The organism is Rivularia sp. UHCC 0363 (genome assembly GCF_034931125.1).
Taxonomy (GTDB): Bacteria; Cyanobacteriota; Cyanobacteriia; order Cyanobacteriales; family Nostocaceae; genus Rivularia.
Window position 1 is genome coordinate 153,840 of record NZ_JAYGHM010000002.1, and the last position, 15,305, is coordinate 169,144.

Sequence of the window (15,305 nt, forward strand, 5' to 3'; positions counted from 1 at the left end):
AGCATCTAGTTAGCATCAACTATAATCATTTTGGCGCTTTTCTTAGGCATTTATACCGTTGTGGCGATTTAATTTTATACTGGTTAATAGATAGTGTATTTGTAAGAGACTTGCCGGGGGCAAAAACCATGATAGGTAGCAGAAAACTGAGTATTATCAAGTACTTACGCTCTCTCATATCGTTTCGCTTCCTTCCGATAAATAGGATTTATTGGTTAGTTCTACTTTCTTCTACTCCCCTGCTGTTTGGTTCTCAAATTGGAGTATCAATTGCAGCAGAGCAAAAAATTGCTCAAGTAGTTGTAGAAGCTAACATGAACCGTCCTAACCTTAAAGTCGGTAGCGAAGGAGTACCTGTAAGAGAATTACAAGCAGCTTTAACACTTTTGGGTTTTTATGAAGGTGAAGTGAATGGAATGTTCACCGAAACAACTCAAAAAGCAGTTTCACGTTTCCAGCAAGCAGCAGGTTTAAAAGCAGATGGAGTTGTCGATACAAACACTTGGCAAACCATTTTTCCGAACGTAACTGCATCAACAGAAATTGCTAGCACCCCTACACCACCTCCTGATAGCTTTCCCGTACCCACAGAGTCGTTCGGTAGCGTTAGCGCGGTGAATAATTCTACACAGGAACAAAGACCGATAACACCTGCTGTAGATCCGGTGAGGATTGTAACTCCGAACCCAGAGCCAAAACCTGCAACACCACCTAAAACCACTCCCAAACCAAAACCTCGTACTACCACAACTCAAAAACCAAAACCCGTACAAAGACAAGCTGCTACAACACGTATTCGTCAAACTACCACATCTTCCCAGAAAACAACTCCTGGAATCCAATATACTGCTCAAGGACTACCGATTTTGCGTCCAGGAATGCAAGGTTCTCAAGTTGTTGAGTTACAGGAAAAATTATCTAACCTGGGATTTCTCAAAAGTGTTGATGGAGATTTTGGTCCAGTAACAGCAGAAGCAGTAAAAGCATTTCAGCAGCGCAACGGTTTAGAACCCGATGGTGTTGTTGGAGGAGCTACTTGGCAACTTTTAGATCGAGGTAAACGTTAAGGGAATGGTGATTTAATTAAATATCTGATTTTTGTGGTGCGTTATCGTCGTTATGGTAACGCATCATTATTGTTTGCAATGTCAAGCTTGGTAGATGGCGATCGCACTATTAATATCAACTTCGGATGAACATTTGTCATTGCGAGCATTCATCGAAGATGTTCCCGAAGGGTAGCGAAGCAATCGCAGGGTTTGGAATTGCTTCGCTTCATTTCATTACGCTCGCAATGACAAGCCAGTAGGTTGGGTTGAACGGAGTGAAACCCAACATTACCAAGGGTTTTAATGATGCTTGAGCAATTTAGTCAAAAATTATTTAACTTTGACCTTTGACCTTTAACCTCGAACCGCTAACCGCTTGGTGCCAGGTATCGAATTTCTCAAAAGCCTATGATTTCGTAAAAAAACTTCTATTTACAAATTTTAATAAAGAACTGGGACGCTTATATGTTACACTTTACAAGTCGCAGCGCGAGAAAAGAGTAATCTCTCATTCGGAGTAGAGTAAAATCTCAATTGTGATAAGTTAGGTATGTTTAGTCCCCGAGGTAGTATCCCCACAGGTGCTTCTTGATAATTTTTCTCTACAATCTCTATCACTTGATTGATCGAAAGGTATCCTGTCTTTCCACTACTATCATACCACCCTACCCTACTAGCAAAACTCTCGTAGTTTTTTAAACCTGCCTCAATCCAAATCTGCTTTTGCACGCTAAAGCCAAAACGTCCATCCGAATTTTGTACCCAGTAATTATCAATTTTTTTCAGGTCGGAACAGGAAAATGTCTCAATGTCTTCGTTCAAGAGGTAATCTCTTTCTGTTCTATTAGCAATGAAAAGCATAAGCTTATTGGTTAATTGATCGGCTTCCCGCCAACTTTGGTTTTTTAAAGAGTATTCAAGTGCATCGTACAAGTGCCGTTTGAAAGAATTCCTAACCTCATCAAGCTGGTCATTTTCTGTAATATTTCCAGCGAGAAGTAACTCAATTAATCCACGGTATAAAGATTCAATAGTATTCTTGTCTACAATAGAAAGTTCTGGTTTGAAAGGGTTAATTTTTCTATTTTTAAGGATATCAAATGCTTCTTGGTAAGCTGCTTTTGCATTTTGAGTATCCTTCTTTTGCTTGAGTACATTGCCTCGAACAGTTAAGGCGAATATCCTCAACTGCAAAAATTCACTGTTTGATTTATTGTCCGCTATTTTACCTTTATTTTCCTTCCATCCCGTTAAAAAGTTCATACTATGTTTGATGGATTGTTCTGCTGATTTCCAATCGTTGAGATATTGATAAGTTAAAGATTTAGAAGTATGGAGATACACTTGTTCAAGTAGATGATCTTTGACTTTAACATCTGCTTTTTTAGATATATCAATAGCTTCTTCTGAATCCGGGGATAATTTTCCTACCAATTCTTTTAGCTGTAGAGGATTTGCAACATATGTGTAGGTTTCCTCAAGTTTTTTTTGTGCTTCTAAAACTTTCCAACCAGCAATTGTTATTGAAGTTACTGTTCCTAATAAAGCCAAACTCAAAACAATAGTCCCATTCCGAATCCGCTGCTTAGCTTTCCGATTCGCTTCACTCAATACCAGATTTCTCTTTTCTACTGCTTCCTTATCCTTCCTCTCCCTTTCCAACTGCGCGTCTCGTTCATCAACAGCAATTTTCTCCTGAATTTCCTTTTCCCTACTAGCAGCTAAAAACTGCTTATCTTGATAACTTAAATTCTTATCTTTCCCCCATTCCTCAGCATCTACTAAAGCCTTTCCCCGCAGCAGTCGAGATTCATCTTTACCTCCAGAAGCAACCCAAAATTTAAAACTTTCCGAATAGGGACGCAAATTATTTAATTCATTTTCAACCCAATTCTCGTTAAAAACTTGTTGATATATAAGGTTATAAACTCTTAATTTCCCTTCTCGTCTGGCAACTAATCCCGAAAGTAATAATTCACTTTGTTCTAAAGTATTGTCGGCTGTAATATCAATTGTTTGTGAAGATGCAGAATTTGAGATCCCCCCAACCCCCCTTATAAAGGGGGGCAAGGAGGAATCATAAACCCCCTTTACTGAGGGGGGCAAGGAGGAATCATAAACCCCCTTTACTGAGAGGGGTAAGGAGGAATCATAAACCCCCCTTTCTAAGGGGGGCAAGGGGGGATCTATTATTTCAGATTGCTCTTCAGAACTCCGAACTTGCTGATATAAATCCAACAAATACCCAGCCCGTTCCTCATTCCTTAATATTCTGGCTCGAATGGTGCGTAAATGTTCGGGTTCATCTTGAGATTCCCAACTTTCAATAATCTTTGATTTGACAACTTCTTCAACAGTGCGCGGATTTTTATTATCCGATTCTTCCACCATAAACTGACACAACTTTTGCGTCAGAAACGGTTGTCCTTTCGTCCAATCTAAAATTTCTTGCATCACCGCTTGGGAATCACTAAATTTTCCCCTAAAACCCTTTTCTAACGGTTCAACTTCGTGTAATTGAAAACCCTTGAGAGAAATTGCTTTACCAATATTAAACGGAGTGCGTTGTTTATCTTGAATTAAATTGCTGGGTGAAGCGACTCCCAACAAACAAAATGTCAAACGGTTATATGCGGGATTATCAACACGCTGGTTATAACAGGAACGAATAAAAGCGAAAAAATCATCAGTAGGAAAATCAAGACTGAGAACGCTATCAATTTCATCAATAAAAATAACAATATTTTCTTTGACTTCAACAAGTAATATTTCTTCCAAAAACTTGCGAAATTTGGTTACAAGAGAATTTAATTGATTTGCTCCCCACCACTCCCCAAAATCAACATCCAAATCAAAAATATCAATCAGCGAATCAATCAAATCCGCATACCATTGCTCTGGTGGGACATTTTGAATACCACCCGCAGAAAGATCGATCGCAGCACATTCCACACCATTTTCCCTTAAACGGCGCATTGTTCGCACACGTAAGCTGGATTTACCACTTTGACGGGAATTCAACACATAACAAAACTTTCCCGATCGCAATCCATCATACAAATCGCGATCGGCATCTCGCGTTACATAAGTGCTGGCATTTTCCGGTAGACTTCCAGAGAAAATATATTGGTCAACCATAAGTAATCAATTTACAATTCGCAATTGGCAAAAGGTATCTCTTTTAACCTCATCTCAACCTATCGTTGCCCTCTCCTACATCCGGCTTTTGATCCCCCCTAGCCCCCCTTTCCAAGGGGGGGAAGCGGAGTTAAAGTCCCCCTTTTTAAGGGGGATTTAGGGGGATCTGACGATAAGTGTGTACAGGGTGGGAAGGGGGTGAGGTTATTACACCAAACGCTCCGAGAAATATTGACGATACAAATCGTAGCTAGGAACACAATCATTACCTAAAAGCTTCACTAATCCCATGCTATGTAGTTTAAACCCAATTTCCGTATCAAGTCGCACGGGTTCATTTGCTGTAACAACTTTTTTATAGGCTGACTCCAACAAAGGATTATGTTGTAAATTCCATAATTGTTCCCGCAGATGGTTGCTAAAAATTCCCTCTTCTGTAGGTGCAAGATTTAAAAGTTGCTCAAGAGTTATTTGTTTGGTTTTGAGATTGCTAATAGCTTCCTGTATTAAATAAGGATGTCCCCCTACCAACTCCATTAACTTATTTAAACATTCTTGTCCGAATTGACTGTTATCATAGCGCTTGGCAATAGTTTGTACTTGTTGCAGATTAAATTCAGGTAAATCAATCGCGATTCCAACATTAAACGGTGAGTGATTGGTGTCCAAAGAAGGATAAGCTTCAGTAGAATGAACTACTATTAACCGCAATTTCTGCCAAATTTTACCAATCCTGTCTCCTTGTTTAGCAGATTCATACCAACCCCGCAGCAGCAAGCAGAATTGAGGGAAAATATTGGGATATTCAAACAGTCGCTCAAAATTATCGATCGCAAAAACTAAAGGCTTATCATTAACAGGTAATAAATATTTTTGAAAATAACGAGTACAGTTTTTATTCAGCCCATAAATATCATTCCAATATTTATCCAGTTCTGGTTCCAGTTCCAAACTGTCAGAAACATCAGCACACAACCACTGTAAAAATGTTTTCAAATCAGCGAGGGTATTAACATCAGCTTGTTTTAAATCTAATTTTGCTGTTTGATAACCTTGCTCTCTAGAATAGCCGAGTAATTTCTCCAAAAGCAAAGTTTTTCCCATTTTCTGCGCTGCTTTGATGCGAATTAGCGCTCCGGGTTGCAAAATTGCTTGATAGCATTTTTCTTCAATGTTCTGACGTTCAATATATATTGTCGCTGCTTCCGCAGGATTTTCTGGAGGTGTTTTTGCCGAATCCCGTGCGATAAATCGGGGTGTGTGTTGCTCCGGTATTCCTGCTATCCCAATTAAATTACAACCTAATTTATAAGCAAACTCATAATTTTGTCCCGCTCCCAGTGCATCATAAAAACCCACCGCAAATTCAATCGCTGCTTTATCCCCAATTGCTTGACTCATCCCCACCACATAATCAATATACTGAGATATCTCCAAAGCCTGGTATTCTGAGTAACAAGCATTGAGGACAACACACTCAACTTGATCGCTAAATAATTGGAATAATCCAGCTAAAGCTTCTGCATCAACTAATTTGATTTGACCAGATTCATCTTCAAAAACCAAACCATCTTCACCAGTTCCATGTCCACAAAAATGAATAATCTGCGGTTCGTATTCCAGAATTGCTCTATGTATATCTCTATAGCGTACAGCTTCCGCTGAATCTATTGAATATTGCTCCCGCTTCTTAGCTCGCTTCAACCCCTCCTTAATCTCCCGCTTTTCCTCATCTAAACGCAGTACACCAGTACCTCTGGGGTTCGCTGACAGAAGCAAAATTTTTCGAGTTTGATTATTTCCATTCATGAGCAATATCTTGATGGCACTGGACTAAGAACAGCCAATGATTCAAATTTTGATACAAGATAAGTATGTAGTTTTCCGGCTTAAAAAGCAATCTAGGCAGTTTCTACATCATGATTAATACTGCGATCGCGCAACGTTACATTTAAGTAATTCAGGAATGGCCGCAATTGTCACAAGACCGAGGGAACGGTGCGTGACACATAAACCATTATATTGCGTTAGAAATCAAGCGAAGTGTCACAGCACCCTACGACCAAAATATGCCAGTTGCGGCCATTCCTATAATTAACCAAATTTTAGCCGCAATAAGATAATATATATACCTTGCGAATTGAATGAGGTATCATTGGATGCCTAACTAATGGAAAGCTTTATTTCTCAGCTTTCACGCATAAATAGATACTGAAAAGTTTATTGTGAATTACCTTAGCCAAATCAATAATTTTCGTACACAAAGCCTATGATGCATTTTCTATTAACTTGGCTTGGCACTGCGGTGTCATTGTTAATTACTGCTTATATTGTTCCTGGATTCGTGATTAAAAGTTTTGTTGCAGCTTTGGTTGCGGCTGTAATTATAGGATTAGTTAATGCTTTTGTCAGACCTATCCTAAGCATTTTAACACTGCCGATAACCTTGCTTACCTTTGGATTATTTACCTTTATCATCAACGGATTTACCCTTTGGCTAGCAAGTATATTTACTCCAGGTTATGGTTTTATCATTAGCGGACCTTTAGCTGCTTTACTCGGTTCAATCGTCTTAGCAATAGTTTCTAGCGTAATTAACTATCTATTAAGAGCAGTTGATTGAAAGATTATGATTACAGGTTAATTACAATTCTCATTAGGCGGTAGGCGGTAGGCGGTAGGTTGGGTTAGACGCACGCAGAATATAGAATTAAACTAATAACTATTATTGCGTCGTAACCCAACATCTTTATTGTCTATATTTACATCCTAAATTTAGCCTTCACAACCGCCTTGGAATAAATTCCCAGGCTCATAATCAAAGCGGGTAGGTTGGGTTAGACGCACGCAGAATACAGAATTAAACTAATAGCTATTATTGCGTCGTAACCCAACATCTTTATTGTCTATATTTACATCCTAAATTTAGATTATATTTTGAATAAGCAACGCCATAATTTCAAATAGTTATGTTTTTAGTTACGCTGTATATCAGCCGCATCAATTGATTTCAAGGCGGGTTTGGTGCAAGATGTGAACTAAAGCTCAACTACAAACCTTTACGTATCTCAATTCGTATTATGTTTAGTGTTATACCTAATCCTAGTACCCGCCCAAAGTAGTTTCTCTCGTAAAACTTGATAGTACGAATAATTTTCCCGTAAAATAATAAACTTAGATCGGCATTCCGCCATCCGTACATCTACACGGTGTCCGGGCCATATCGAAGTTGCTAATACACCATCAGTCCATAGTTTAGTACTTAAATCAAAATCGCCCAAAGGCCAAATGCTAACCACCGAACCTGGAGGTAAGACAAGTGGACGACTTGAAAGACTCATGGGACAAATCGGAGTAATGGTAATCGCTTCCATACCATCATGCATTATCGGACCGTTAGCAGAAACCGTATAGCCTGTAGAACCCGTAGGAGTAGAAATAATTAACCCGTCTCCCTGATATTGATCGACCACCTCATTATCAATTTCCATCTCCAAAATTGACGTAATCATGCGGTCTGCGGAAGCGGGTTTGACACACATTTCGTTCAAAGCCAGGTAGCTCTCGGTAATCGGCTCCAAATTAGAACCATGTCCTTCATACACTGCTGCTTGTAACATCATCCGCCGCTGTATAGCATAGCGGTCTTCAAAAAGTCTATCCCAAACTTTTTCGGTATCCTGAAACTCTTCTACCGACTCAGTTAAAAATCCTAAATGACCCCCCACATTTACAGCCAAAATGGGAATTCCAGCAGGGGCTAAATGTCTGGCACCAGTTAGAACCGTACCGTCACCACCAAGCACTATAGCTAGATCAATTTGTTCAGCAGCAGAGGCCAAAAAAACCGGGTATGGATTATCTTTTGGACCGCTAGGACCTATTAGTACATGACATTTACGATGTTCCAACTGGCTGGCACAGATTTCAGCCCAGCGTTTGCTTTGGGGGTCTCGCGCCTTATAGGCAATAATTACTTGCTTAAGCTCCACGAAATTACCACTTGAGGAGATTAAATTGCTCCATATCAACAGTATCGCGATTTCGATAGATTGCCAGTACGATCGCTAAACCTACAGCTGCTTCAGCCGCAGCTACAGTAATTACAAATACGGTGAAAACCTGACCTTTAATTAATGTCGGGTCTAAATAGTTGGAAAAAGCCATTAAATTCAAATTAACTGAGTTTAACAACAGTTCGATTGACATTAACACTCGTACCGCATTCCGACTGGTGACAATCCCAAAAATACCGATACAAAATAGAGCGGCAGATAGTAATAAAAAGTACTGAAGTTGCATGATTATTTGCTATTCCTGTTTGCAATCAATTATCAGTTTTTAACCCGAAGGTGTGATTTGTAAATCATCAATTGTTCATTGTTTATTGATAATTGTTATTTATCGTCGCTTGCAGCTGATACTAATTCTCTCGGACGTTCGGGCAATTGTAGAACAGTTTGTGGCATTTGATCTGAAGTCGCTTCAGGAGGCAAATACTCGCGACGGGCTAAGATTATTGCTCCGACCATTGCCATTAATAGTAAAACAGAAGCCAGTTCAAAAGGTAACAAAAAGTCTGTAAAGAAATGTTCGCCAATTAAAACGATAGAGTTATTAACAGGAGTCGCAGTTGAATAACTCCAAGGAGTTGCTAGAACCATCGTACTTAAAAGCACAAACAATCCCACACTCACCAATGCTGTTAATGCTTTTCTTGCCCAGGCTTTTGGTAAAGGGACAAAATCTTCTTGTTTATTTACCAACATAATGGCAAACAAAATTAGTACGTTTACCGCTCCGACATAAACTAGTAATTGGGCTGCTGCGACAAAATCCGCATTCAACAGCAGATACAATCCCGATATACTAACGAATACGCCCCCTAACAAAAAAGCAGAGTAAACAATATTGCTAAACAGCACAACTCCTAACGCCGATCCAATCATCATCGCAGCCAGGATGGCAAACGAAACTATCTGTACTCCACCAGCTAAATTCACTTTTTTCGTCCTTTGTTGATTTTTTGATGGTTAGTTATTAGCTATTAGTTATTAGTTATTAGGTGTTAGATATTAGTTGTTTTTTAACTCATAACTCATCACTCCTAACTCCTAACTCATATACATTTACTTTTCATCTTCCATCAGGTCTTGTGGAAAAGCACCAGCACGGGGGGCATCTGCGGGTAAATCATGGGGTTCCATAACGCCTTTAGGAAGGTAAACTAGTTCGCGTAACGGTGTTACCATTGGGTCATTTGTAACTTTGTAAGGCAAACGACCAAGAGCAACGCTGTCATAATTCAATTCGTGACGGTCATAGGTAGCAAGCTCGTAATCTTCCGTCATTGATAGACAGTTTGTCGGACAATACTCTACACAATTCCCGCAGAATATACAAACTCCGAAATCGATACTGTAGTGATTAAGCTTTTTCTTTTTGTTGGCTTTGTCAAATTCCCAGTCCACTACAGGTAGGTTAATAGGACATACCCGAACGCAAACCTCACAGGCAATACACTTATCAAACTCGAAATGAATTCTACCGCGAAAGCGTTCGCTAGGAATCAGTTTTTCGTAAGGATACTGGACTGTAACGGGACGACGCTGCATATGGTCGAAAGTAACAGCCAAACCTTGACCGATATAACGAGTGGCTTCCCACGTTTCTTTACCGTAATCAACAACTTGCTTGAGGAACTTTAACATAGTAGTGTCTCTTCTTGAATTTTGGATTTTAGATTTTGGATTTAAGAACCGTTCCAAAATCTTTAATTAGCTTATTTACTAAAAGCAAAGCTCAAAGCTACTTTCAGCTTTAGATTTTAGATTTAAATTTTAGATTTTAGATCTTAGGAATAATCCAAAATCCAAAATCTAAAATCCAAAATCGGTTCATCCACCGAAAGCAACGGGAAAAGCTAGTTTTAAAGCTGCGGTTAACAGTAAATTAACTAAGCCGATGGGTAGCAAAAATTTCCACCCCAAATCTAGCAGTTGGTCAATACGAACTCTTGGCACTGTCCAGCGTAACAAAATTGCGAGGAATACAAAAAAGTAGGCTTTGAGTACAGTCATAGTAATGCCTAAAGAGGCAGTGACTATCTGCAAAACGGGATTAGCTTCACTCACTCCCAACAAACCAGCGAGCAAATTAATGGGGATCGGAAAATCCCAACCACCAAGATATAAAACAGATACCAATAAAGCAGACAACACTAAGTTTACGTAAGAACTCAGATAAAACAAAGCGAACTTCATGCCAGAATATTCGGTTTGATAACCTGCTACCAGTTCTTCTTCTGCTTCTGGTAAATCAAAAGGCATACGTTCACATTCTGCGAGGGCTGATATCCAAAAGATAACGAAACCTACTGGTTGTCGCCAAATGTTCCAGCCCAGAATGCCGTAACCCGATTGTTGATTGACAATATCAATGGTACTAAGGCTGTTCGACATCATGACGATCGCCAATACAGCAAATGCCAGCGGAATTTCATAACTAATCGATTGTGCTGCGGCTCGCAACCCTCCTAAGAGAGAGTATTTATTATTTGATGCATAGCCAGCCATCAACAAACCAATCGGCTGCACCGAAGAAAGAGCAATCCAGAGGAAAACTCCCATTCCGACATCAGTTATTAATAAATTCTGCCCAAACGGCACAATTAAATAGGATAGAAATACCGGCAGCACAACAATGATGGGACCAAGGGTAAACAACCAGCGGTCTGCCTTTGCTGGTACGATATCTTCTTTAAAGACTAATTTCAAACCATCCGCTACTGGCGCAAGCAAACCCAAAGGTCCGATAAATTCTGGGCCAATCCGCTGCTGGGCTGCTGCTGAAATTTTTCGCTCTTGCCAAACGCATACCAGCACCCCGACTGTGGCACCAATAAGCATTAAAATCATTGGCAGGGGCATCCAAATGGCTTTAGCTGTACCCGCTGGCAGTCCTAAGTCCATCAAGCTTTGAATAAAAGTTCCTTGCAGATCAATTCCTGGATTCATCTTTAAAATGATTGAAGTTAACTTAAGCTTGACATTACCCGCGATCAAACGCGGGATTACTCATGAAGTATAAGAAGAAAGAAAATTATTCTTACTTCGTGTTCCCTGACGGTTATTTACAACTATCTATAGTTATTAATAACTGTAAATGAACCCAACAATATTTTTACCTAAAAAAGGCAAAATTCAACATATAGGGCAATAACCATGCTTAGTATATCGCTCTAAGGCTTGGTGTTATCTCATCCCAATGAGAGTTTCTGCTTATGTTATGGATAACTATGTCCGAAATTTTGGAAGATAGTAGAGAAGAGGACAAGGGAATAAGGAAATGGGGAGATAATTTTTATGAAACAATTTAACTCCTTACTCTTAAGCCCTGCGGTCCAATTCCCAATTTAACCACGTTCCGCCATCTCTACGTATTCAACGTTGTAGCGACCGTTGTAAACCTGGCTGGGACGGAAAATTCGATTTTCTGCAATCTGTTCTTTCCAATGCGCTAACCAACCAGCAACACGAGCCATCGCAAACACTGGTGTAAAAAAGTCTGTGGAAATACCTAGTTTGATGTACACCAAGCCGGAATAGAAATCAACATTAGGATAAATTCCTTTGTGACCTAGTTTTTCCTCTACAACTCGTTCCATTTCTTGGGCAATGTCATAATACTTGTCATACCCAAACTTAGCAAATAGTTGTTCTGCTAAGTCTTGCAAAATTGTAGCGCGTGGGTCTTTTACTTTATAGACGCGATGACCAAAACCCATAATCTTAGATTTGCGCTGAATACAGTCTAAAACGTAAGGACGGACGTTTTCTACAGAACCAATTTGTTCTAACATCCAAATTACTTCTTCGTTAGCACCACCGTGTAAAGGTCCACCCAAGGTTCCCACCGCACTTGCAACTACTGCATAGGGGTCTGTAAGAGTAGAAGCCGTTACCCTAGCGCTGAAAGTGGAAGCATTCATGGTGTGTTCGGCATGAAGTATCAAGCAGACATCAAATATCCGCGCTGCTAGCGGGTCTGGTTTTTCTTCATGCAGCATATACAAAAAGTTAGCAGCATAGTCTAAGTCATCATGAGGACGCACGGGGTCATCACCTCGTCGCATCAGTTCAAATGCCGCTACCATTGTCGGAATACTTGCTAACAGACGGACAACCGCATCTCTAATGTATGCTGGATTGTTTAAATCGCGGCGCGAGTAGAATAAACCTAATGCTGCTGCTGAAGCTTGCAAAACATCCATTGGATGACCGCTTTCGGGAAAACACTTCATCATGTCCCGAATGCGGTATTTTATCCGTCTATTTTGGTGGACTTCATGTTCAAACAGTGCTAACTCTTCTTTAGTGGGCAATTCGCCCCAAATTAGCAAATAAGCAGTTTCGAGGAAAGTACTCTTTTTTGCTAATTCTTCAATTCGGATGCCACGATATTCCAATATTCCCTTTTGCCCGTCAACATGACTGATACTGGACTGGGCTGCGGGAACACCATCCAATCCGGGCTTAAATTCGGACACCATCATGGCAATACCATACGAATGTTTGAAAGATTCTATAGAGCTAACTTACCAGAAAGTTTTACTATCATAACAGTATCCATTATTACAAAACTTCAAAGGATAAAGGTTACATAGCACTCAAAGCAAGTATTTGGGTGGTGTCAACCAAAACATCTGACATTGACCCACAAAAGAGCCTTTTTCTGGTGTTTCTATTCCGATAGTACCTGCTTTTTTCAGGACTAAGCTATCTTTGGCTTCACCCCAAATTAAAATTTCTGCCCAATTACTTAAGCAAGGTTCGTGTCCGACCAACCCCAAGCGCGTGGAAGATGAATAGTTTTTGGGGATTAACCATTGTGCAATCCAATCTTGAATACTACCTCCAGGAGCAAGGTAAGAACATTCTTCTAACTGCGAACTTAGACCTGTTGAAATCAATATTTGCGCCGTTTGTTGCGATCTCGTCAAAGGACTTACAGCAATTAAGTCAAAACTTAAACCCAAGTCTTTTAAACGTTGAGCTACTTTTTGCGTTCTTTTTCGTCCATCTTCAGTGAGGCTTCGTTCTTCATCTTTCATCTCGCTTGTTGCATCTTGTGCAATACCATGACGAATCAAATATATTTCCACAAAGTCAAATTTTAGATTTTAGATTTTAGATTTTGGATTTTAACAACGGATGCTTTTATGTTGGATTGAATTGATAGGTAATTATCTAATTCCTAACTCCTAACTCCTAACTCCTAACTCCTAATTCCTAACTCCTGATTACTCATCATCAGACGAGATTGGATTATCTTTTGGATTAACCAATTTCAATAATTTTTGCTTGATTTGGGTATCGTATACTTCCCATTTCATTTTGGCGTAACCCGAGTCTTCGTTACTTCCAGACAAGAAACCCATCGGAATTTCAAAACCTCCCGCACTGGTACGTCCACCACCGAAAAAACGACCCATACTATCTTGTCCAAAGGCTTCTTTAATAAATTCATCGGGGTCTAAAGTTAGTTTATTCGTTCTCAAAGAACCAATAACTACTTCCAATTCTTCATCTTCATCGTGAACTATACCGTAAACAAGTGCGGTATGTACGTTATCTTCTGTCACTAAAAAATCAGCAGCTTGGGGAATTGCGTCTCTATCTTCATAACGCAAAAAACCAACACCAGCAATTGAAAAGTTATTTTGCACAATTCGATTTTTTAAAGAGCGTTCAATAACATCCATGACTCGCTTGGAACGAGTTGCCCGCAGTATCGTGTTAAGCAACTGACCGTCATAAAATCGACTTAGATAAGCTGCTGCGATGAAATCTTCTTCTTTAGCCTGCATCAGTCGATTTGTATCTGAATGCAAGCCGTGCATCAAGGCTGTTGCACAATTAACGTGTTCGCTTATACTGCTATCTAGCTGCAATAACCCCGTTTGCAAGTACTGAGTAAAAATTGTTGCCGTTGCCCTGACTCCGGGACGGATGTCAACAAACTCTGATTTAAAATCACCCTGCAAATTATGATGGTCTACAATCACAATCAGCGGAATTCCTGCTTCTTTAACTACATCTACTAAAGCAGAGGTTGTACCTTGATTATCGACTAAAACATAACCTTGGTAGGATGATAAATCGCGTTTCTTAAAGTTTTGTAAGGGGGTACGTGTTGCTGGTAAGTTAGTCAGCTTGACTAAAGCAATATTTTCTTGATGGGAAAGAGTCCCAGCATAACTAATATCGCATTTAATATCGTATTGCTCGGCAATCAGCTGATAAGTCCAAGCTGAAGAAAGAGCATCGGGGTCGGGGAAATCCTGTAAAATAATTATTTGACGCTCGTGCTTATGTTTTTTGAGCGTTTCTAATAATTGTTCTGATTTTTGAACAGTTACAGAATTAGTACGAAAGCCTGCTCCAAAATTACCGCTCTCAATCACTGTCCCAATAGACAGTTTTTTCGATGGAAGCGATTCTTCTAACGAATTTTGATTACTTTCAACACTTCTTAAGGCTGAATCTGGGGTCAATTGCAATTTCTCAACCTGCTTATTGTGATAATTTATTTGCATAGAAAAGGTTTGTCGTAGGTGAGAGGTTGGGATTCAAGTTTGAATAATAAATGCTTTCACCTGGCACATACTACAATTTTCGCACTCTATGTAGCAAAGCGCTAATATCAAATATATTTCTAATTTGTTAACTTAACTAGGCTAACTTAATTTCCTATTTCAATCAGAGCTAAGCTACTTGTCCGAAGCTTAGTAGAACGGGTTTCACTAGCATTTTATCTCGGAAGCATAATCCCGCACATAAACCTTATAAAAGCAACTATTTTAGTAACTTTACTTTTATTAACATGGCACATTTCGATTTATTAGTACCGACAAAAGCTGTTAGAAGCTCGGCTGTTAAATCCGTTTATTCGCCGCTTACCATTTGACTGCAAACGTCACACAGATTGCTCTACACAATATTATACTGCTATTTTTCTAAACAAAAGTATTTCAACAGATAAAGTTGTTGATTCTTTTAAAGTAATTTCATTTAACTTTTTCCACGATATTCAGAATAATATTTAGATGCACCCTAC

The 15,305-nt window shown here is 39.5% G+C and carries 12 protein-coding genes; 2 read left to right on the plus strand and 10 right to left on the minus strand.

What is annotated here, in order from left to right:
• The first annotated feature begins 128 nt into the window (after nucleotides 1–128).
• Nucleotides 129–1,067, plus strand: coding sequence for a peptidoglycan-binding domain-containing protein (locus tag VB797_RS01920; protein WP_323235929.1), 939 nt, complete (start codon nucleotides 129–131; stop codon nucleotides 1,065–1,067).
• Nucleotides 1,068–1,517: 450 nt separating this feature from the next.
• On the opposite strand, the gene VB797_RS01925 is transcribed toward VB797_RS01920, so the two are convergent.
• Together VB797_RS01925 and VB797_RS01930 are read right to left on the minus strand one after the other, a co-directional pair.
• Nucleotides 1,518–4,187, minus strand: a complete 2,670-nt coding sequence (locus VB797_RS01925; RefSeq protein ID WP_323235930.1) for a GUN4 domain-containing protein — start codon at nucleotides 4,185–4,187, stop codon at nucleotides 1,518–1,520.
• 207 nt (nucleotides 4,188–4,394) lie between these two features.
• Nucleotides 4,395–5,996 (minus strand): AAA-like domain-containing protein, encoded by a 1,602-nt coding sequence (locus tag VB797_RS01930; protein WP_323235931.1) that lies wholly within the window; start codon nucleotides 5,994–5,996, stop codon nucleotides 4,395–4,397.
• A gap of 460 nt (nucleotides 5,997–6,456) precedes the next feature.
• Between VB797_RS01930 and VB797_RS01935 the strand changes: the two genes are divergently transcribed.
• Complete coding sequence (locus VB797_RS01935) at nucleotides 6,457–6,810, plus strand: phage holin family protein (protein WP_323235932.1); 354 nt, start codon at nucleotides 6,457–6,459, stop codon at nucleotides 6,808–6,810.
• A gap of 445 nt (nucleotides 6,811–7,255) precedes the next feature.
• Here VB797_RS01935 and VB797_RS01940 read toward each other — a convergent pair whose 3' ends face one another.
• The 8 genes from VB797_RS01940 to VB797_RS01975 form a co-directional block, all read right to left on the minus strand.
• Entirely contained in the window at nucleotides 7,256–8,179 is a 924-nt protein-coding gene (locus VB797_RS01940) for an NAD(+) kinase (protein ID WP_323235933.1), read from the minus strand.
• A 4-nt stretch (nucleotides 8,180–8,183) separates the two neighbouring features.
• Complete coding sequence (gene nuoK / locus VB797_RS01945; RefSeq protein WP_323235934.1) at nucleotides 8,184–8,489, minus strand: NADH-quinone oxidoreductase subunit NuoK; 306 nt, start codon at nucleotides 8,487–8,489, stop codon at nucleotides 8,184–8,186.
• Between the two features lie 95 nt (nucleotides 8,490–8,584).
• The gene (locus VB797_RS01950; RefSeq protein WP_323235935.1) at nucleotides 8,585–9,190 is read right to left on the minus strand and encodes an NADH-quinone oxidoreductase subunit J; all 606 of its coding nucleotides are present in this window, start codon (nucleotides 9,188–9,190) and stop codon (nucleotides 8,585–8,587) included.
• Between the two features lie 126 nt (nucleotides 9,191–9,316).
• Entirely contained in the window at nucleotides 9,317–9,898 is a 582-nt protein-coding gene (gene ndhI / locus VB797_RS01955) for an NAD(P)H-quinone oxidoreductase subunit I (protein WP_323235936.1), read from the minus strand.
• Nucleotides 9,899–10,084: 186 nt separating this feature from the next.
• A complete protein-coding gene (nuoH, locus tag VB797_RS01960) occupies nucleotides 10,085–11,203 on the minus strand; it encodes an NADH-quinone oxidoreductase subunit NuoH (RefSeq protein WP_323235937.1) in 1,119 nt (372 codons plus the stop codon).
• Nucleotides 11,204–11,601: 398 nt separating this feature from the next.
• Nucleotides 11,602–12,741 carry a citrate synthase gene (locus tag VB797_RS01965; protein ID WP_323235938.1) on the minus strand — a complete coding sequence of 380 codons (1,140 nt, stop codon included), beginning with the start codon at nucleotides 12,739–12,741 and terminating at the stop codon, nucleotides 11,602–11,604.
• A 114-nt stretch (nucleotides 12,742–12,855) separates the two neighbouring features.
• Complete coding sequence (gene sixA / locus VB797_RS01970) at nucleotides 12,856–13,350, minus strand: phosphohistidine phosphatase SixA (protein WP_323235939.1); 495 nt, start codon at nucleotides 13,348–13,350, stop codon at nucleotides 12,856–12,858.
• Between the two features lie 138 nt (nucleotides 13,351–13,488).
• Nucleotides 13,489–14,784 (minus strand): bifunctional oligoribonuclease/PAP phosphatase NrnA, encoded by a 1,296-nt coding sequence (locus VB797_RS01975; protein WP_323235940.1) that lies wholly within the window; start codon nucleotides 14,782–14,784, stop codon nucleotides 13,489–13,491.
• Between the last annotated feature and the right edge of the window lie 521 nt (nucleotides 14,785–15,305).